General features: G+C 63.7%; 18 protein-coding genes. 6 read left to right on the top strand and 12 right to left on the bottom strand.

The window, feature by feature from the left end:
- Positions 1-17: 17 nt before the first annotated feature.
- The 7 genes from NUH88_RS14015 to hemC all read right to left on the bottom strand — a co-directional run bounded on the left by NUH88_RS14015 (position 18) and on the right by hemC (position 7,378).
- Entirely contained in the window at positions 18-605 is a 588-nt protein-coding gene (locus NUH88_RS14015; RefSeq protein WP_257767031.1) for a hypothetical protein, read from the bottom strand.
- Between the two features lie 188 nt (positions 606-793).
- Positions 794-1,669: an oxygen-dependent coproporphyrinogen oxidase gene (gene hemF / locus NUH88_RS14010; RefSeq protein ID WP_257767030.1), complete on the bottom strand. Its 876-nt coding sequence runs from the start codon at positions 1,667-1,669 to the stop codon at positions 794-796.
- Between the two features lie 76 nt (positions 1,670-1,745).
- Entirely contained in the window at positions 1,746-2,540 is a 795-nt protein-coding gene (locus tag NUH88_RS14005) for a hypothetical protein (protein ID WP_257767029.1), read from the bottom strand.
- 103 nt (positions 2,541-2,643) lie between these two features.
- Positions 2,644-4,176 (bottom strand): heme biosynthesis protein HemY, encoded by a 1,533-nt coding sequence (locus tag NUH88_RS14000; protein ID WP_257767028.1) that lies wholly within the window; start codon positions 4,174-4,176, stop codon positions 2,644-2,646.
- Between the two features lie 4 nt (positions 4,177-4,180).
- Entirely contained in the window at positions 4,181-5,593 is a 1,413-nt protein-coding gene (locus tag NUH88_RS13995) for a COG4223 family protein (protein ID WP_257767027.1), read from the bottom strand.
- A gap of 97 nt (positions 5,594-5,690) precedes the next feature.
- A complete protein-coding gene (locus tag NUH88_RS13990) occupies positions 5,691-6,416 on the bottom strand; it encodes a uroporphyrinogen-III synthase (RefSeq protein WP_257767026.1) in 726 nt (241 codons plus the stop codon).
- A gap of 5 nt (positions 6,417-6,421) precedes the next feature.
- Positions 6,422-7,378, bottom strand: coding sequence for a hydroxymethylbilane synthase (gene hemC / locus NUH88_RS13985; RefSeq protein WP_257767025.1), 957 nt, complete (start codon positions 7,376-7,378; stop codon positions 6,422-6,424).
- A 25-nt stretch (positions 7,379-7,403) separates the two neighbouring features.
- Here hemC and tsaD point away from each other — a divergent pair, with 25 nt between their 5' ends.
- From tsaD to NUH88_RS13965, 4 genes are all read left to right on the top strand, one after another.
- Entirely contained in the window at positions 7,404-8,492 is a 1,089-nt protein-coding gene (gene tsaD / locus NUH88_RS13980) for a tRNA (adenosine(37)-N6)-threonylcarbamoyltransferase complex transferase subunit TsaD (protein WP_257767024.1), read from the top strand.
- Positions 8,489-9,505, top strand: coding sequence for an NAD(P)H-dependent glycerol-3-phosphate dehydrogenase (locus NUH88_RS13975; RefSeq protein WP_257767023.1), 1,017 nt, complete (start codon positions 8,489-8,491; stop codon positions 9,503-9,505). Before tsaD ends, NUH88_RS13975 begins: the two co-directional genes overlap by 4 nt.
- Positions 9,506-9,525: 20 nt before the next feature.
- The gene (locus tag NUH88_RS13970; RefSeq protein ID WP_257767022.1) at positions 9,526-9,945 is read left to right on the top strand and encodes an EVE domain-containing protein; all 420 of its coding nucleotides are present in this window, start codon (positions 9,526-9,528) and stop codon (positions 9,943-9,945) included.
- Positions 9,946-10,073: 128 nt separating this feature from the next.
- A complete protein-coding gene (locus NUH88_RS13965; RefSeq protein ID WP_257767021.1) occupies positions 10,074-12,038 on the top strand; it encodes a multicopper oxidase family protein in 1,965 nt (654 codons plus the stop codon).
- Between the two features lie 50 nt (positions 12,039-12,088).
- On the opposite strand, the gene NUH88_RS13960 is transcribed toward NUH88_RS13965, so the two are convergent.
- From NUH88_RS13960 to NUH88_RS13945, 4 genes are all read right to left on the bottom strand, one after another.
- A complete protein-coding gene (locus NUH88_RS13960) occupies positions 12,089-12,808 on the bottom strand; it encodes a hypothetical protein (protein ID WP_257767020.1) in 720 nt (239 codons plus the stop codon).
- Between the two features lie 39 nt (positions 12,809-12,847).
- Entirely contained in the window at positions 12,848-14,026 is a 1,179-nt protein-coding gene (locus tag NUH88_RS13955; RefSeq protein WP_257767019.1) for an alpha-D-ribose 1-methylphosphonate 5-triphosphate diphosphatase, read from the bottom strand.
- Positions 14,027-14,138: 112 nt separating this feature from the next.
- Positions 14,139-14,468, bottom strand: a complete 330-nt coding sequence (locus NUH88_RS13950) for a lipid-A-disaccharide synthase N-terminal domain-containing protein (RefSeq protein ID WP_257767018.1) — start codon at positions 14,466-14,468, stop codon at positions 14,139-14,141.
- Positions 14,465-15,268 (bottom strand): glycosyltransferase family 2 protein, encoded by an 804-nt coding sequence (locus NUH88_RS13945; RefSeq protein ID WP_257767017.1) that lies wholly within the window; start codon positions 15,266-15,268, stop codon positions 14,465-14,467. Before NUH88_RS13945 ends, NUH88_RS13950 begins: the two co-directional genes overlap by 4 nt.
- Before the next feature lie 244 nt (positions 15,269-15,512).
- Here NUH88_RS13945 and NUH88_RS13940 point away from each other — a divergent pair, with 244 nt between their 5' ends.
- Together NUH88_RS13940 and NUH88_RS13935 are read left to right on the top strand one after the other, a co-directional pair.
- Positions 15,513-16,775: a TIGR04372 family glycosyltransferase gene (locus NUH88_RS13940; protein WP_257767016.1), complete on the top strand. Its 1,263-nt coding sequence runs from the start codon at positions 15,513-15,515 to the stop codon at positions 16,773-16,775.
- Positions 16,776-16,851: 76 nt separating this feature from the next.
- On the top strand, positions 16,852-17,331 hold the full coding sequence (locus NUH88_RS13935) for a tetratricopeptide repeat protein (protein WP_257767015.1): 480 nt from the start codon (positions 16,852-16,854) through the stop codon (positions 17,329-17,331).
- Between the two features lie 9 nt (positions 17,332-17,340).
- On the opposite strand, the gene NUH88_RS13930 is transcribed toward NUH88_RS13935, so the two are convergent.
- Positions 17,341-18,276, bottom strand: coding sequence for a LysR family transcriptional regulator (locus tag NUH88_RS13930; RefSeq protein WP_257767014.1), 936 nt, complete (start codon positions 18,274-18,276; stop codon positions 17,341-17,343).
- Positions 18,277-18,312: the final 36 nt, after the last annotated feature.

Here is an 18,312-nt window from a genome sequence, read left to right as displayed (position 1 = left end):
GAGGCCTCAAGCGAGGCTCAAACGATGAGGCTGACGCCCCGCGCCGAACCCGTAACTGGGCGTTGGCTCAGGAACTGGAGCACCTCGGTCGTCCGGGTCAGGCGATCGTTGAAGACCTGGATCGACTGCTCTTCCGGATCGACGGCGAAATTCGGAACCTCAAGCGGTTCTCCGGTCAACCGCTGATCCTCGCTGATCAGGTCGCCGACACGGACCGAGTCCGGGCGCCCGTCAAGTGCGACGGAATTGGCATTCTCCACTCCATCGACCGGTACGAGCCGGGCGGCGATATCCGTCGACTCTTCCTCGCTCTGGACACCGAGGCGGACCTCTTCGTCGATATCCTCGCCGCCATTCTGGACCTCCCGGAGACGGGCCGGGTCGGCAAATCCGCGCGGCGGCGACTCGACGGCTCCGGTCTGCGCACCGCCGGGTTCATCGGATGGATTTCCGGCTTCCTGGACCTGCGACAGATTGGCGGGATCCACCAGCTGCTGGGGAGGCGGCAAGGCAGCTTGCTGTTCTTCCTGTCCGGCGATTTCGGTGGCCGTTCCGGCTTGCGCTTCGGCTTGTGCCGCGAAGCGCACATTGTCGACCGGTTGCACCTCTCCGGAACGACCGGACGCCCCGAGGGACGCGGACCGTCCATCAGGGGAAACGGAAGTCGGGAAGAACAAAGCTCCGGAAATCGACATCGCTAAGGCCACGCATTCTACGCATACCAACGGCCCCACCGCCGAAGGTTAATTTAAGTTAATGCAATCCTCCGGCGAACCCAACTGAAATAGGAGTATCACTTGGTGTCTTCGAGTCCCTCGGGCGCCGGCCAGATCACTTCCGGCGGCATGCTCATCAGGATCGCCTCGACATTTCCGCCGGTTTTCAGCCCGAACAGCGTGCCCCGGTCGTAGATGAGGTTGAACTCGACGTAACGCCCGCGCCGGACGAGTTGGTGATACCTCTCCTCCTCCGTCCAGTCCTCGTTCATCCGCCGGCGCGCCACTTTCGGGTAGGTCTCGAGGAAGGCCGTGCCGACATCGCGGGTGAAGGCGAAATCCCTGTCAAAGTCGCCATCGACATAATCATAGAAGATTCCGCCGACGCCGCGCGGCTCGTTCCGGTGCTTCAGGAAAAAGTACTCGTCGCACCATTCCTTGAACTTCGGATAATAGGCTGGGTCGTGCTTGTCGCACGCTGCCTTCAGTCCGGCATGGAAGGCGTCGGTATCGATTTGTTCCGGCACCATCGGCGTCAGGTCCGCACCGCCGCCGAACCAGGACTTGGTCGTGGTGATATGGCGCGTGTTCATGTGCACCGCCGGCACCTTGGGCGACTGCATATGGGCGACGAGGGAGATGCCGGAGGCCCAGAAACGCGGATCCTCGTCGGCGCCCGGGATCGACTTGCGGAACTCCTCGGAGAAGGTGCCGTGCACGGTCGAGACATTGACGCCGACCTTCTCGAAGACCCGGCCCTGCATCAGCGACATCACCCCGCCGCCACCGCCCTCGCGGTCCCAGCTCTTGCGCTTGAAACGGCCGGCGGGACGGTCCTTCAGCGGCCCCTCGTACTCGTCCTCCATCTTCTCGAAGGCCGCGCAGATCCGGTCGCGCAGGGTCTCGAACCAGGCGCGCGCCTCGTTCTTCTGATCTTCGGTAGAGATATACATGGGGCCTATCCGCACATCACATGACAGCGCCCCGGTTTAGCCGGAAGGCCCGATGCCTGTCGAGTGCGGCAAAGTTCTAGAGGTCGAGAATACCGCTTCCCGGAAAAACCTGGCTCCCGGTGACATCCTTCGACTTGGAGAGCGCCCGAACGGTTTCCGCGTCCAGCGTGCCGCCGCGGAACAGGTTCTCGACCTCCTGCAGGGGACGGATATCCCCGCGCCGGAACGCTGCCAGCGCATCGTTCACCAGCTTCAACCGCTCCAGCGCCTGCTCGATCGCGGTTGCCTGAGCCTTGTTGGGCGGGTTCTCAGCGCTTTCATCGTCCCGGGTGAAAAGACCGCTCACGATGCCGGTCTGTTTCTGCTCGTCGGTCAGCGAGAGTTTCTTACCTTCGAAGGAGAGCAACTCGACATCCTCGGCCGCGACCTTGCCGTCCCGCACCAGCCCGACCTCGATCGAAAGCTGGGAAACGCTGGAAAACACCGCCCGCTCCCCGTCCGGCGAACGGAACTGCTGACTGACGCTGGCGATCCGGATCTGAACCCCGGTCACGCTCGGATCGTCGAGCGCCTTTTGCGTCAGATCCTTGAGGCTTCCGAAAGCCTCCTCGAGAAACGCATCGGCGTCGCCGCGCTTGTTGAGCGCGCCGAATATCTTTTCCAGCTCACCGCCGAAAATTTCCTGAAGGCCGCCGCTTGTCCGGGCCACGGACGAAATCTCGGCCGAAAAGCCGCTGAAACCGGCACCCGCCGTACGATAAGACGGCAAAGCCGACGTCTTGCCGGCGGTCGCACCGGAGGACGGGCCGACCGCGCGCGGCTCCGGCAACGTCAGGCGCGACAGCGAAGATAGATCGGAAATGGATGTCATCGGACCGGCTCCGTTCTGGACCCTATGCCCACCCGGGACACGACGCCCCAACCCGGTCTTGTACCGGAGTCAACCCACAATTTAACTCACTCTGCAGTAAGAGTCACGCGAGACGACGCACCACGTCTTCGGGATTGGGAGTCTGCTTCGTCTTTTTCGCCTCTGCCGGCGGAACGCTGCCATCTTCGGCGGTCGGCGCTTCCGGTTCCGGAGTGACTTCCGGTTCAGGTTCTGGCGCCGGATCAGGCGCCGGCGCCTCCACGGAGTCCGGCTCCGCCGCGATCAGCAGCTCTTCCGGAACCGCAGGCACGGCCTCGGCTTCCGGGGGCAAACTGACAAGGGTCGAAACCCGTGGCGGCTGCTTCCAGCTGAGGCTCGCGAAATGCCCGCAATTGCCGCAGGACACGGTCCAGACCTCTGCGGTTGCGCCGCAGTCGGAACAGGTCCAGGTCGGGTCCGGGGCCGCGGCAGAGGCCCGTTCGAGCATGGCCCGCGCTTCGGTCGCGTTGCCGTCCTCGGCCTGGGCGAGATAGGCCTGCAATCTGTAGATTCCGGCGCTGCGTTCCGCCGGAGGAATGCCGTCGAGCGCCGCACGCGCGGCGCTCCAGTTTTCCGCGGCGACCGCCGCCTCCGCAAACGCGATGCGGCCGACCGTACTTGCCGGCCGCTCGCCGACAAGTTTCTCGACCCGCTTCAAGCGCTGGCCGAGATCGTCTTCCGGCCAGAGATCCGCATAGAGCCGCGCGAAACTCGGATGGGGAGCCTCTTTCCACCCCTCTTCCAGCAGCTTCTGGGCTTTGCGGGTCCGGCCCTTTGCGACATCCGACGCCACGACGATCTTCACCGCCGGCGCGAACGCGGGATCCACCTTCAACACACGGAGCGCAAAATCGGTCGCGTTCTCCATACGGCCCTCGACTTCCTGCAGGCGCGCACGCTCCATGTCGATCGCGATCCGGTAGCGCTTGGCCTCGTCCTCCGGGATCAGGTCCCGGCGCACGGCGTCGAACAGCGTCTTCTGCGCCTCGTCCCAATCTTCCGCCTCGGTTTCCAGCGTGAAGAGCGTGCGCGCCGCGAAACCGGAATCCGGCCGCAGATTGCGGGCCTGGCGGGCAAGCGCCAGCGCCGCCTCCCGATCACCGGTCTCCAGCGCCTGACGCAGCTTCCCGGTGAGGCCGACGAATTTGGTCTCGGGGCTCTCGATCAGCGCATCGAAATACCGCCCGGCCGCCTCCGTATCGCCGCCGAGCGCGGCCGCCTGGGCGGAGAGAATGCGCGTCTTCGACGGATCGTCGAGCAACCGCTCCGCACGGCGTGCCTGTTTGCGGGCTTCTTCCGCGTCGCCCGCGGCGATCGCCGCCATGCCGAGACTGAGCGCGCTCACTCCGTCGTCCCGGCGTTTGGCCGCGCGGCGATCCAGGAACCCGCCCGGCAGCCCGAGGACGCCGCGGATCAGCCGGTAAACGATCAGCAGCAGATAGAGCCCGACAAGCAGCGCGAGCAGCGCCACGCCGAAATAAGTATCGATGCGGTAGCCCAGCCATTCGACCGAGATCCGGCCGGGATTGTCCGCGAGCTGGATCGAGGCGAAGGTCAGCGCGCCGACGAGCACGAGAAACCCGAAAATCCTAAACATGGGCCTATCCCGCCTTCGCGACCGAGGCCAGAGCCGCGCCGCGGAGCTCCGCCACCGCCGCATCCACAGCCAACCGTGCTTTCGCGGCCGAGAGCCAGCCGGATGCCCGCTCCGCCGGGGCGCCGCTCAGCTCTTCCAGCGCGGCAACGGCGCCGGCGAGATCGTCCGCTGCGATCGCCGTTTCGGCCCGCACCAGAATGGCATCGATGCCGGGGCCTTCCGCGACGTCGGTGCGCCGTACGGTAACGAGAGAGGCGACGGTATTCAGCGTCTTGCCGATCAGGCCCTCGTCGCTGCCTGCGATCTTCGCTTGGCTGACGGCCTTGGCCACATCGTCGAAACGTTCGGTCAGTGCGGCCAAGGTCGCGACCCCGCCACTACGATCCTCAAGGACCGAAATCGCATCGGCAACGACCGGACCGGCGTCCGTCGCCAGATCCTTCACCGACGCGAGCTGTCCCGCAAAGCCGCCCGACGTGACCGTCACCGCTTCGAGCTGCCCGACCGCAAGGAGAAGCAGTCCCGCACGCTCGCGCTCCGGCGCGCGCTTTTCGGCCAGCTGACGCACCGAGGCGAGTTCGGCCTCAAGAGACGCGATGCGCTCACCGGCACCGCTCTCGGCATTCTCGATCCGCACGGCGACGGCATCGAGATCCGTGGTCGAGACTTTGTCCTCGGCCTCCAGTGCCGCGATCCGCTCGCGCAGCGCGCCGATCGTGGTCAGAAGCACCTCATTCACGCCGGCATTGCCGGAGCCGCTCCCGGCCCCACCGGCCGGCGGCAAGGCGAGTTCGTCAACACGCCGTTCCATCGCCTCGATGCGCTCTGCCAGAACCGCCAGTTCTTCCTGTCCCACCGCCGGTTTGGCCGAGAGTTCGCTGTTGAGCAGCGCGATCGCCGCCTTCGTCTCGTCAGCGGACCGGGAGGCATCGGAAGAGGCACTCCGAGCTTCCTGGAGTTCCTCCACGAGCGTTGCGATCTGCGCCTCCAGTTCGCCGATACGCCCTGCCATCACGGTCAACGGATCGGGCTCCGGTTCGGCAGCGGGCTGAGCTTCAGCGGCCTGTTTCGCCGCGGGTTCGGCGGGCGTACCGCGCAGGAAGGCGATCACGTCCTCCACCGTGTTGTAGAATCCGTTTTCAGGAACCTCGGGCACAGTCACCGGGATTCCGTTTTTGGCGACGAAGGCCTCGGCATCGTCCTGCCAGAGCGGATAAAGCGCCGCCGCAACACCGCCTGTCAGCAGCAGCAGAACGACGAGAATTCCGATCACCTTGGTGCGGGAGGAGAAAACCTTCTTCGCGGTCAGTTCCCCGACCGGCTCGGCATCGATCACCGTCGCCCCTTCGCCGTCCTTCAAGGCCTCGACGGCCTCCTTGTCGGAGATCTTGCCGTTCTCGCTCTTCGGATCGCTCATCGCCTCAGATCTTTCCAACTTCGCGACACGCTATGTGCCGCCTCCCAATCCGGCTCCGCTGGCATCGAAACATCGGACTGCAGCGGAATCAGCCCTTTTATTCGGGCATCTTTGTGACATGGTCCGCCAAAAGGGAGAGTAAATCCCTTTTGGTCGGTGCAGCGGCCACCCTTACCGCGCTCCACGGCAGCGCCCGAACGCTATCCGCAACCGCGTCGCTGATGCAGTAGGCCGTCATCCCGTTACAGGATGCCGTCAATTCAGCGCCCTCGACAAGCGACACGAAAGTCCGCGCCGTTCTCGGCGAGAAAAACAGCGCGCCGTCAAGTTGCCCTTTGCGCAGCGCCTCCGCTGCTTCTCTCGGCAATTCGTGCGCGGGCTCGCTCCGGTAAGCGACGATGCGCCGCAGATCGTATCCGGCGTCGAGGAGCCCGGCTTCAAGATTGCCCGCTACGGTCTCCGCACTAAGGAAAACGAGCGGACCGGCCTCAGGTTCCACCCGCCGCCGGATCAACGCCGCGAGCGCCGCCGCATCGCCGTTTGCACTTTCTACTTTGGCGAAACCGTGTTCCCGGAGACGCTCTGCTGTCGCCTCTCCGACCGCGAAAACCGGTGTCGCCCGATCGGTGGTGCAGCGCCCCAAAGCCTCCGCCCCATTTCGGCTGGTAATGGCATAGGCAGCCACGACGTCGGCGGCAGCAGCCCGCGGCTCCAGAAATTCGACCGATAGCATCGGGGCGAGGATCGACTCGATCCCGTCTGCGGAAAGTTCATCCGCCAGATCCTGCGCATCCTCCAACGCCCGCGTGACGAGGATGCGCACCGGTCTCAGACCCTGTAGGCCGGACCGGCCTGAGCGATAAGCTCCTCTCCGACCGCTTCCCCGAGGGTTTCGGGATCGTCCGCTGGTCCAGTCGCCTCGGCCGAGTAGAGTGCCGAGCCGTCGATGGCGGCAAGACAGCCCCTGAGTCGGAGCACTCCGTTGCCAGTGAGTTCCGCGAGGCCGCCAATCGGAGTACGGCAGGAGCCGTCGAGGCGTGCCAGCATCGCCCGCTCCGCCCGGACCCGGGTTTCGCTTTCCGCGTCGTTAATCGCCCTGACCCAGTCGAGGATGCGCCGGTCGTCATCCGTCAGGCCGCTTCGGCACTGCACGCTGATCGCCCCCTGGGCGACTGCGGGCAGCATCTCTTCCGGCTCCAGAACGCGGGTCGCCCGGTCGGCAAGATCGAGCCGCTTCAGTCCCGCATAAGCAAGCAGGGTCGCATCGCAGACGCCTTCCTCGAGCTTGCGCAGACGGGTCTGGACATTGCCGCGATAGAGTATGGTTTTGAAATCCGGCCGCCGCGCCAGAAGCTGCGCCGCCCGGCGGACCGAGGCCGTGCCGATGACCGCGCCTTCCGGGAGCTCGTCAATAGTCTTCGCAACCGGAGAGACGAGCGCGTCGCGCGGGTCTTCGCGCGGCAAGATCGCCGCGAGTTCGGTGACCTCGGTGAGGAAGGTCTCGACATCCTTGGTGGAATGTACGGCGATGTCGATCCGGCGCTCCAGCAGAGCCGCCTCGATCTCCTTCATGAAGAGGCCCTTGCCACCGATCTCCGCCAGCGCGCGGTCCTGGACCTTGTCGCCTGTGGTCTTGATCTCGACGATTTCGACCGCGTGATCCGGGGCCAGTTCGGGGAACGCTCCGCCGAGGCGTCTCTTGGTCTCGTAAGCCTGGGCGAGCGCGAGTTTCGAGCCGCGCGTGCCGAGGCGGATCAGGGCTTCTGCTTTCGACTGGTCTTCCATGGGCGGACTGTGTAGACCGGTGCGCATGGCATTGGAAGCGCAAAGAGAACTCCCGGAGACCCCGCTCGTGCTCGGGATCGAGACGAGCTGCGACGAGACCGCCGCCGCACTTGTCGACGGAGAGGGGAGGATTTTTGCCAATGTCGTCCTCAGCCAGATCGAGGATCATGCGCCGTTCGGCGGCGTAGTGCCGGAAATTGCCGCGAGGGCCCATCTCGATCATCTGCAGCCGGTGATAGACCGTGCCTTGCGGGACGCGGAGGTCGGGTTCGAGGATCTGGACGCGGTGGCCGCGACCGGTGGTCCCGGCCTTATCGGCGGCGTGCTGGTCGGCACCATGACAGCGAAAGCCATCGCCATGGCGCGCGGCATCCCCTATCTCGCGGTGAACCACCTGGAAGCGCACGCGCTCACCGCCCGGCTGACAGACCACGTTCCCTTTCCCTATCTGCTGCTGCTTGTCTCCGGCGGTCACTGCCAGCTGATCTCCGTCGAGGGCCTCGGCAAGTACCGGCGCCTCGGCACCACGATCGACGACGCGGTCGGCGAAGCCTTCGACAAGACGGCAAAGCTGCTGGGCATGGGCTATCCCGGCGGCCCGGAGCTCGAGAGAGCGGCGGCACGCGGCAACCCGGAGCGCTTCGATCTGCCGAGGCCTATGGTCGGAAAACCCGGCTGCGACTTCTCCTTCTCCGGCCTCAAGACCGCCGTCCGACAGAAAGTGACCGCGCTCGGCGAGCCGTGCGAACAGGACATCGCCGATATCGCCGCAGCCTTTCAGGAAGCCGTCGCGGCGAGCCTCGTGAACCGCAGCCGCAACGCGGTCCGGATCTTTGCCCAGGAACATGGCAAGGGGCATGCCCTCGTGGTCGCGGGCGGCGTCGCCGCCAACAAGCGACTGCGCGCGGCACTCTCCGCGCTCGCGGAGAAAAGCGGCATGGATTTCGTTGCGCCGCCGATCGGACTCTGTACCGACAATGCGGCGATGGTCGCCTGGGCCGGGATCGAACGGCTGCGCGCCGGCGAGGTGGATTCGCTCGATTTCGCGCCCCGCCCGCGTTGGCCCCTCGATCCTGTCGCTCCGAAAGCCATCGGCGCGGGAGTGAAAGCATGACCATAGACAGGATCGCCGTTCTCGGCGCAGGTGCCTGGGGCACCGCTTTGGCGCTGGAGGCTCACCGGGCGGGCCGCAAGGTCACCCTCTGGACCCGACGGCCCGAGCAGGCCGACGAGATTCGCCGCAGCCGGGAAAATGCGGTCTATCTTCCGGGGATCGCGCTGCCGGACGACCTGGCCGTCACGAGCGATCCCGCCGAGGCGATCGACAGTGCCGACGTGCTCCTGCTCGTCGTACCGGCGCAGCATATGCGAGCGGCGCTCTCCAGCTTCGAAATTCCGCCAGGACTGCCGCTCGTTTCCGCTGCCAAGGGCATTGAGAACACGACCGACAAGACGATGAGCGAAGTTCTGGCCGAAATGCTGCCGGACAATCCCGCCGCCGTTCTTTCCGGGCCTAGCTTCGCCGGCGAGGCGGCAGCGGGCAAGCCGACGGCGGTGACCCTCGCGGCACCCGACGAACGCCTCGCTCTGGCCCTGATCGAGGCATTCGGAACCCGGACCTTCCGGCCCTACGGTTCGACCGACCTTGTCGGCGCGGAGGTCGGCGGTGCGGTCAAGAACGTACTGGCCATCGCCGCCGGAATCGTGGCCGGCATGGAACTCGGGGAAAATGCCCGTGCCGCCCTGATCACACGCGGTCTCGCCGAGGCCACGCGCTTCGCCGTCGCACTCGGCGGGCGGGCCGAGACGCTGATGGGCCTCTCCGGTATCGGCGATCTCGTGCTCACCTGCTCCAGCACCACCTCGCGCAATTTCTCTCTCGGCGCCCGTCTCGGGAAGGGTGAAGCGCTCGAGGCAATCCTCGGCCGCAGCCCTTCCGTGGTCGAGGGCGTCTTCACCGCCGCCTCGCTGCACCGGCGGGCGCGGACCCTCGAAGTCGAAATGCCGATCGCGGAGGGTGTCGATGCGGTCTTGAACCGCGGCATCGATCCCGGCACCGTAGTCAAAGAGCTTCTCTCCCGGCCGGTCGGCTGGGAATTCGCGGACGCGGGACCGTCCGCTTCCTGACCTTCAAGGAGATATGACCGATGGCCTACTGGTTGTTCAAATCCGAGCCGAATACCTGGTCCTGGGACGATCAGGTGAAGAAAGGCGCGGTAGGCGAAGGTTGGGACGGGGTACGGAATTACCAGGCCTCGAACAACATGAAGGCCATGAAGGTCGGCGATCTCGGCTTCTTCTATCACTCGGTCAACGAGAAGCAGATCGTCGGCATCGTCGAGGTGATCGAGGAATATCATCCGGACCCGACAGACGCGAAGGGCCGCTTCGGAATGGTGACCGTGAAGGCTGTGAAGCCGGTCGAAAAACCGGTGACCCTTGCCGACATCAAGGCCGAGCCGAGGCTTGAGGATTTCGCCCTGGTACGCCAATCCCGGCTTTCCGTCGTTCCCGTGACGAACGAGCAATGGAAGCTGATCCTCTCGATGGCCGGAACGAAGCTCTGAGACAGGTTCGCCGCCCGGCACAACGTGAAAATTCAGGCCGGGTTTTCTGAATTAAAAAATCTAAGGTTGTTGGGTCCGGCATTTTTGCCCCCATAGAATGCTTCGCCATCTAAAAGGGGAGGCATTCCATGAGATCCATTTCACGTCGCGATATCCTGAAAATTGCCGGTGCAATGACCGGAACGGCAATGACGCCGCTCCTGGTTCCGCGCTTCGCTTGGGGGAGCGAGGCCTTTCCGGAGCCCGACAAGATGAGACCGGTCACATCGTCCAATCTGGCGACAGATTATCTGGATACCCTCAGAACCAACGGCTTCCCCGCGACGCCGGCGGACCGGCTTTATGCGCTGACCTGCGAGACGCGTTCCGACATCCCGTTGAATACCGGAAGCAAGACCCTGAGCTACGAGGCCAACAGCTTCGTCGACCAATCGGTCACGGCCCCGTCCAATCCCGGCCCTGTCGGACCGACCATGACCTTCGTGCGCGGCAAGAGCACCGGCGTCTACCTGCAGAACGAACTCACCGGATGCGGACAGGACTATTTCATTCCGCATATGGAGCCCAAATCTCACTACACACCGCACGCTTTCACGGTGACCAACCTGCATACGCACGGCCTGCACGTATCTCCGAAGGCGCCGGAAGACGACGTGCTGATCCTCGTCGGGTCGAGCAATGTCAAAGACCCGGATGACGGCAAGATCTACGAAGGAAAGTTCTCCTACCGCTACGACCTTCCGGACACACACCCGGTGGGTACCTTCTGGTACCACCCGCACAAGCACGGCAGCGTCTCGACCCAGATCGCGACGGGTATGGCCGGCGCCCTGATCGTCCGCAGCGACAAAGACGACAAGGACTTCGACCAGCTCCTCGCCGAGCGCTGCGGAATTACAGAGGCCGACGAGCGGATTCTGGTCTTCACCACGTCAAACTACATGACGGAGTCGGGACGCCCGGACAACGCGGTCTTCGACCCGCTCCTTTACGCGACCAGCAACAAGGTTTCCCCGGGATGTCCGGTGACGGCCAAGACCCAGGACGAGACGGTGATGCTGGTAAACGGTCAGTACCAGCCGACCCTGACCATGAAGAAAGGCGAGATGCTCCGTTTCCGGATCATCAATGCCACCGTCGGCCAGGTGATCATCCCGAAATTCAAGACCGTCTCTCTCGCCAATCCCTCCGGCCTGGGCACCGCTCCGCAGACACCCGACGTTTATGCCGTCGCGGTCGACGGGATCGCCCTGACATTGCCGTTCGATCCGAGCACCTCCGAAGTGAACGCGCCCTATTACGCGATCGACTACGACGTGACGAAGGATATGCCGTCCAAATACCTGACCACCGGCGAGCTTATCAATGTCGCGGCGGGTCAGCGCCTCGATCTGGTCGTGCACGCGACCGAGGCCGGGCATTTCACCCTTTGGGGCGCCGATACCGACGAAGCGCCGACAGTCGTGTCGCCGAACTCAAGCGGGAAAACGCCGGGCAATGTCTTCATCGGACCTCTCTTCAATGTGCGGGTGATCGACGAACCGCGTACGGATCAGACGCTCCCCACCCTTGCTCTGTTCCAGCAACAGTCGATCCAGCGCCCGCCCTCAGGGATCGCCCCCCGGCAAGACATTGTCGAGCAGCTGAAACACACCGGCTTCCGGGAGATGGCGTTCAGCGATCCTGTCGACAACGAGCCGTACTTCACCATCAACGGGAAGTATTTCGAGGAGGGAAATCCGCCCGGTGCCCAGGTCCAGCTCAAGCTCGACAACATCGATTGGTGGTACAATTACAGCAAGGCCGGCGCCCACATTTTCCACATCCACATCAACTCCTTCCAACTTGCGGCCCGCTGTCCGACAGTGAACGGAATTCCCAATCTGCTGGAAGCGGTGACCTATGAGATGCCGATCTGGCGCGACACGCTCTATTTCGACTCTCATCCCCCGAGCGGGGTCGCGCAAAAGGATGGGACCGGCGTCATCAGCGTCAGCAAGCAGGTCGACTTCACCGGCGAGTTCGTCCTGCACTGCCATAATGTGTTCCACGAGGATGCGGGCATGATGTTCACCGTGTCGATCGAAGCCTAGACCGGCTTCACACCGCATTGACGAACGGCGGAGGCCCGACTGCCGTTCTTCTATTCCGGTTCCTCACCGGACGGCTCGCCAATCCGGATTTCGGCGACGTTTTCCGGTGCCGCACCCAGCGCGAACTTTCGCTTGTACCAGGCCACCCAAAGCGTGATCGCAAGGGTGCCGATAACGGTCGGCGCAAGCCAGCGTACGAGCGGCGGCAGCATGTCGCCATTTGTCACCAGAAAGGCCGTGACCGAGGCGATGGTGCCGCCCAGCATGCGGATCATGTGCGTGAAGAACCAGCCATTGCCGTCCCCCGCCCCGGCTTTGAACTTGCGCAGATCGAACAAGGCCATAAGCGCACCGATGCTGCCCAGCACCATCAGCACCGTGGCCAGCGGTGTGTACCAATAAACCGCACCGTAGGCTGCCATGCCGGAGCAGGCGATCAGCGTGAACTGAGCGGCTCCCTTGTCGAGCGCGCCCGGCCGGAATCGCAAATCGGCCGAACGATCCGGACACTTCAGGTAGAGCGCCCGATAGCCGCTCAGAACTATGTAGTAGCTGAATATCCCGACGACCAGCAGGAAGAGATCGTTGGTCCGCAGGCTGAGCATTACCGCGCTGGCGAAGACAAGCGTCATGGCCAGCACGAAGGCCCGTCCGGCGACGCGGTGAACTATACGGCCTTTCGGTGCGGCAATCGCGATCGCGGCCGCGACGAGAGAGACCGCGCCGGCCACGATATGCGCGTTCAGTAGGAGCGGCGTGGCTTCTTCCATTTTGACAGTCTGTCACTCCCTGCGCCGTGGCGGAAGCGATCAGGCAGGCAGAAGATCGGGAATTGCCGCCATGCCGAGTTCGGTACTCGCGTAACGGGTTCGGCCTTCGACCAACGACGCGGCGACGCGGGGCAGAGCCGGTTCGCTATCGTCGACGGCGATCAGGTCCGCACGCTTTCCGACGGAGATGCTGCCGCGATCGGCGAGTGCACCGACTTTCGCCGGCCCCGCAGAGACCAGCGACCAGGCCTTTCCAAGCGGCAGCACGCCGTCCGCCACGAGCTTGAAGGCGGCATAGAATTGGGCCGGGTAGTAATAATCCGAGATCAGGTAGTCGCAGAGCCCGTCCTCGATCACGTCCAGCGCGGAGACATTGCCCGACGCGCTACCGCCGCGCAGCACGTTCGGCGCCCCCATGCCAACCGGATTGCCGACCGCTCGCGCGGCCCGGGCGGTTTCGATATTCACCGGAAACTCGGCGACGTCAGCGCCGAGCTCGTTGTATTTCGCGCGCAATTCCGGCGTATCGTCATCGTGTGAGCCGATCGGCACCCCGGCCCGGCGGGCCACATCGGCGATGGCGCGGACATTGGCCTCGGCCTCCCCTTCCCGGGCCCGCCGAGCCTTCACCTCGGCCCGGAACTCGTCGAAGCTCATGCCGATGATGTGCGACCAGCGCTGCATCCTCTCGGGACTGTTGCGCAGCGACTCCTCGTATTGCGGCAGGTGATCGTTGAAGACCATCATCGCGATACGGCCGTCCTCGATCCATTTGCGGGCGCGCTCCTGCTCCTCCATCGCGAAAATCTCGAAACGAAGGTGGAACTTCAGATCGGCACCGAAGCGATGGCTGCCCCGCTCGATCGCATCCAGAATCCGTTCGGCCGTCGCCCCGCTACGGAGCCGGCCTTCCCAGCTGACACCCTGCGCCAGCAGCGCCGTGGTGATACCGGAGCCGAGAACCGCCCGGTCGGTATCCATCAGAGCTATGTCGATCGGAAAATCCGCCCCGGGCCGCGGCGCCAGGCTGCGCTCGAAGCCGTCGCCATGAAGATCGATGATGCCCGGCAAGAGCAACCGGCCGCCGAGATCGACCTGCCGGGCGCGTCCCCCGCCACCGCCGATGCTATGGATCTTTCCATCCTCGATCAGGAGCTCGGTCTTCTCGACCGCGCCGTCATCGAGAAGAATGCGGGCGTTCACCAGGGAGACAGACATAGGACCTCGGACAGGCTGGAACGTTAAAAGAGGGAAGGTGTCCCCCGAAAAGATTGCAGCAAAATGACAGAAGGCGAAAAACCTTCTGCGAAACGGTCCGGGTCGGTCGGTCTCAGTCGTCTCCGGCCCCGTCCTTCGCGACAGAAAGCTCCACCCGCTTCTCGCGGTGGATCAGGTGCAGGTTGCGCAGATAAACGACGAGACCGGTGGATTGACCGACGATGAAGACCGGATCCTTCCGCCAGATTGCGTAGATTAGCATCATCAGTCCGCCGGCCGCGCTGAAATACCAGAAGGCCACCGGCACCACGCTCTTGCGGCCGATCTCGCTCTTCACCCACTGCACGATGAAACGCGCGGCGAAGAGCGCCTGGGCGACGAATCCGAAGGTCAACATGACCATCTCTTCGATAGAGAGGTCGAAAAAGGCGTCGAGGTTCACGTGTCGATTTCTTTCGCTTCGAGGCGTCCCGGACTTCGGCGCAGCAGCCATGCCACACCCAGCAGATCGGGGATGCCGACCAGAGCGCGGCCGAGATTGGAATATTTCGACTGGCCGTGCTGACGGTGGCGATGGTTTACCGGAACCACGTGCACCGCGCAATTCTCCCGTTTCGCCAGCGCCGGCAGGAAGCGGTGCATGTGATCGAAATAGGGAAAGCGCAGGAAGGTCTCTCGGGCATAGAGTTTGAGCGAACAGCCGGTATCCGGATTGTCGTCCTTAAGGAGGAAACGCCTGAGCTTGTTGGCATATTTCGACGCCCACCGCTTCGAGGCCGTGTCCCTGCGATTGACCCGGTGGCCGGTGACCATGACCGGCTGCGCCCCCGTCGCGGTCTCACGGTACTTCTCGAGCAGCTTCGGAATGTCGGCCGGGTCATTCTGCCCGTCACCGTCCAGCGTCGCGATCAGCTCGCCGCGGGCGGCCAGCACGCCGTTTCTCAGGCCCGCGCTTTGACCGCAGGTCCGATCGTGCCGGATGATGCGCAGATGCGGCCGCGAGGACTTGAGCTCCTTCAGAATCTCCGGTGTCCGATCGGTGCTCGCATCGTCGATATAGATGATCTCGTAGCTGCAATTTCCGTCGAGCGCCGCCTCAATCTCGGCGATCAGCGGGGCAATATTCTCGGCCTCGTTCAGGACCGGAACGATCACGGAAAGTGAGAGGCTCCCGGAGGCGGGGCTGGAAGGATTGGACTGCGTCACGTCGGGCCTTTCGACCTTGGCTGGTCTGCGGTTCATAGGACTTAGGTACGTCCCGATCAACCGCCAATGAGAAACGGGACCGTGCCGTGCAGGATCGCGATGGCACTGGTTTGGGGGGAGTGCCTCAATACGCTTACCAGGATAAGACTTAGCCACGCTGGATTACCGAAGGATAATACGGTTCGGCAGACATACCCAACGGGAGCGATCAACCTCCTGTCGCTCCGGGCACCGCCGCGATAGACTCGCCGTAAGCGGCGCTAATTACGAAACGGAAGCGATGAGCGGAAACAAATCTGAACTCGCCTCGGTCGATATCGACGCAACGCGTGAGATTTTTTCCGAAGCCACCCTGAAGGCGCTTGTCGAGACCATCGCTCCGGTCATGCAGCGCGGCGGCCGCACGCTTGCTTATATGCTGCCCGCCGCGTCGCGAATCGGACATATGTGCCTGGAACCGTTTTTACTCCGCAATTTCTTCGGCGAGAGCCATCAGAACATTGCGGCGATCATCCATGACAGACGCTTTCAGGGCCACAGCGCTGGCGTTCGCCGCCTGCACGAGCCACGCATCGACTTCCTCGAAACCATGAACCGCAAGCTGGTCATGATGGGCCATTTCAATGCCAGTCCCGTCGATATCGGCCCGCTGACCTGGGCAGTCATTTCACCGAGCGCCCTGTTCCGCGACTTCGTCCTGCACCTCGAGCGCGGCGGGTCTCTCGAACACCTGGCGGCACCGGAAGACCTGATCGCAGAAGGCCGGGCCAAGCTGGCGAACATGGGCTTCGGCGACGACCGCCCGTCCGTAGTCCTGCATGTTCGCGACACTGGCTACCTTCCGGGAATGGCCTATCACCATTTCCGCGCCAGCAGGATCGAGACCTATCGACCCGCAATCGATCATCTCGTTGCCAAGGGATTCAGGGTTTTCCGTCTCGGAGATCCAAGTTCGGTGCCGCTCGACCACGATAGCGACCTCGTGGTCGACCTTCCGCGGCACCCGGATTATTCCGATATCCTCGACGTCACCTGCATGGCGGAGGCGCGCTTCGCCATCACCTGCTCGTCCGGGCCGGAAGCGATTGCGCGCATCCTGAATAAGCCGATGGTCATGGTGAACGGGTATTCCCAGCCGGATCATTGGCTCAATGCCGGCGACCAGTTGCTGTTCAAGACCTACCGGGACAAAAAGTCCGGCAGGCCGATCGGATACGACGAGATGCTGGGACGGGACCTCTTCCTGCTGAACACCGTCGAAGGCTTCGAGCAGGCCGAGGTGGTTCTGGAGGACAACAGTCCCGAAGAGATCCTCGACGCGGTCATAGAGATGGAAGCGCGCCTTGACGGAAGCTTCGAGCCGGACGCGGCCCTGGAGGCGCGGTTTACCTCACTCTCGGAGAGCCATCTCGCGCGCTACCGCACGAGCCTTCCAGAACGCGGGCCGGAAGAGCAGGATCGTTTCGAGACCTACGCCTACGCGCTCCCCTGGACCCGCTATTGCCAGAGTTTCATGCGGAAAAATCCATGGTTTCTCGCGTGAGCGGCGCCACATTCTTGCCTGTTAAATGCGCTAAGGTTTCGCTAATCCAGATGCTTGACTGCCGGAGGAGATGGACATGATGCGAACCGCACTGATCGCGACCGGACTGCTGCTGGCCGCCCTCCAGCCGGCAGGCGCCGTCTTCCCGGAGACCGACAGCGCCGTCGAACGGCCGCCGATCTGGACGACCGGGGTCAAGGCGATCGAGGATGGAGACTATGCCAAGGGTCTCGAGATCATGCGCTCCTTCGTGGAAGAGAATCCCGAAGACGCCGATTCCTGGTCCCTCGTCGGTTTCAGCCTGCGCAAGCTGAAACGCTATGTCGACAGCGAGCATGCCTACCAGCAAGCGCTTGAGCTCGACCCGAGGCATCTCGCCGCGAATTCCTATGCCGGCAAGCTGTATCTCGAGACGGGCCGGGTGCTTGACGCGGAAAAGCGCCTCGCGGTGCTCGATGCGCTCTGCGCCGAGGGAGTCGGCTGCGAGGACCGGCAGAAACTTGCCGGCATGATCGAGAGCTTCAGGAAAACCGGCAAGGTCAGCGACGACTGGTAGGCCGCGGCGCTAGCCGACGACATCCCGGTCCCAGTCGGGCTCGCTGCGGAACCTGCGGCGCAGGAAATCGACGAAGACCCGAACCTTCAGCGGCAGGTTCCGTGCGTGCGGATAAAGCGCGTATAGGTTATAGGGCGCCATTTCGAACTCCCGCAGGATCGGCTTCAGGCGCCCCGCCCGGATGGAGTCCGCGGCGATGAAGGTCGGCATCTGCGCAATCCCGGCCCCCTGCTCCGCCATGGTCAGGATGGCATCGCCGTTATTGGCGAAGATCCGCGGTTCGATGCGGACCTGATGGGCCTTCCCCTCGGTCCTGTAGGTCCAGGATAGTCCCTCGTTATGATAGCTGTAGGCGAGATGCTCGTGCCCCGCGAGTTCGTCGGGATGTTTCGGCTCGCCCCGCTTCGAGAGATATCCGGGCGACGCCACCGTCACCTGGTTCGACGGGCAGAGCTTACGGGCGATCAGCGAGGAATCCTCCAGCTTTCCGATCCTGAGCGCGACGTCGTAACCTTCCTCGACCAGATCGACCCGGCGGTCGTTCAGCACCAGATCGACCGAGAGATCCGGATATTCGAAAAGGAAATCAGGCAACACCTTCGCCAGATGCAGGCGCCCGAAGGACATTCCGGTCGTGACCCTGAGCCGCCCGCTCGGGTTCGACTGCAGCGATCCGGCCTCGCGTTCGGCCGCATCCACTTCGGCGACGATCCTCTGGCACCGCTCGTAGAGCAACGTCCCCGACTCGGTGAGGCTGAACCGCCGGGTCGTCCGGTTGAGCAGGCGCGTGCCGAGATGGTCCTCCAGGGCGCTGACCTGCTTGGAGACCGAGGATTTCGATATCCCGAGGCTGCTCGCCGCCTTCGAGAAGCCCCCCTCCTCGACAACCTTCGCAAACACGACCAGACCGGTCAGGTTCTCCAGCATCACCTCTCCTTGCGCCATATTGTTTCCGGAAAGAAACAGATCGGTTCAATCTAG

It is taken from the genome of Nisaea acidiphila (assembly GCF_024662015.1).
Taxonomy (GTDB): Bacteria; Pseudomonadota; Alphaproteobacteria; order Thalassobaculales; family Thalassobaculaceae; genus Nisaea; species Nisaea acidiphila.
This window is presented reverse-complemented; position numbering and strand designations above follow the sequence as displayed.

Coding starts and splice junctions, on each gene's coding strand:
- hemF (WP_257767030.1), bottom strand. CDS start 1,669: ATGTATATCTCTACCGAAGATCAGAAGAACGAGGCGCGCGCCTGGTTC.
- NUH88_RS14005 (WP_257767029.1), bottom strand. CDS start 2,540: ATGACATCCATTTCCGATCTATCTTCGCTGTCGCGCCTGACGTTGCCG.
- NUH88_RS14000 (WP_257767028.1), bottom strand. CDS start 4,176: ATGTTTAGGATTTTCGGGTTTCTCGTGCTCGTCGGCGCGCTGACCTTC.
- NUH88_RS13995 (WP_257767027.1), bottom strand. CDS start 5,593: ATGAGCGATCCGAAGAGCGAGAACGGCAAGATCTCCGACAAGGAGGCC.
- hemC (WP_257767025.1), bottom strand. CDS start 7,378: ATGGAAGACCAGTCGAAAGCAGAAGCCCTGATCCGCCTCGGCACGCGC.
- tsaD (WP_257767024.1), top strand. CDS start 7,404: ATGGCATTGGAAGCGCAAAGAGAACTCCCGGAGACCCCGCTCGTGCTC.
- NUH88_RS13975 (WP_257767023.1), top strand. CDS start 8,489: ATGACCATAGACAGGATCGCCGTTCTCGGCGCAGGTGCCTGGGGCACC.
- NUH88_RS13970 (WP_257767022.1), top strand. CDS start 9,526: ATGGCCTACTGGTTGTTCAAATCCGAGCCGAATACCTGGTCCTGGGAC.
- NUH88_RS13965 (WP_257767021.1), top strand. CDS start 10,074: ATGAGATCCATTTCACGTCGCGATATCCTGAAAATTGCCGGTGCAATG.
- NUH88_RS13960 (WP_257767020.1), bottom strand. CDS start 12,808: ATGGAAGAAGCCACGCCGCTCCTACTGAACGCGCATATCGTGGCCGGC.
- NUH88_RS13955 (WP_257767019.1), bottom strand. CDS start 14,026: ATGTCTGTCTCCCTGGTGAACGCCCGCATTCTTCTCGATGACGGCGCG.
- NUH88_RS13945 (WP_257767017.1), bottom strand. CDS start 15,268: ATGAACCGCAGACCAGCCAAGGTCGAAAGGCCCGACGTGACGCAGTCC.
- NUH88_RS13940 (WP_257767016.1), top strand. CDS start 15,513: ATGAGCGGAAACAAATCTGAACTCGCCTCGGTCGATATCGACGCAACG.
- NUH88_RS13935 (WP_257767015.1), top strand. CDS start 16,852: ATGATGCGAACCGCACTGATCGCGACCGGACTGCTGCTGGCCGCCCTC.
- NUH88_RS13930 (WP_257767014.1), bottom strand. CDS start 18,276: ATGGCGCAAGGAGAGGTGATGCTGGAGAACCTGACCGGTCTGGTCGTG.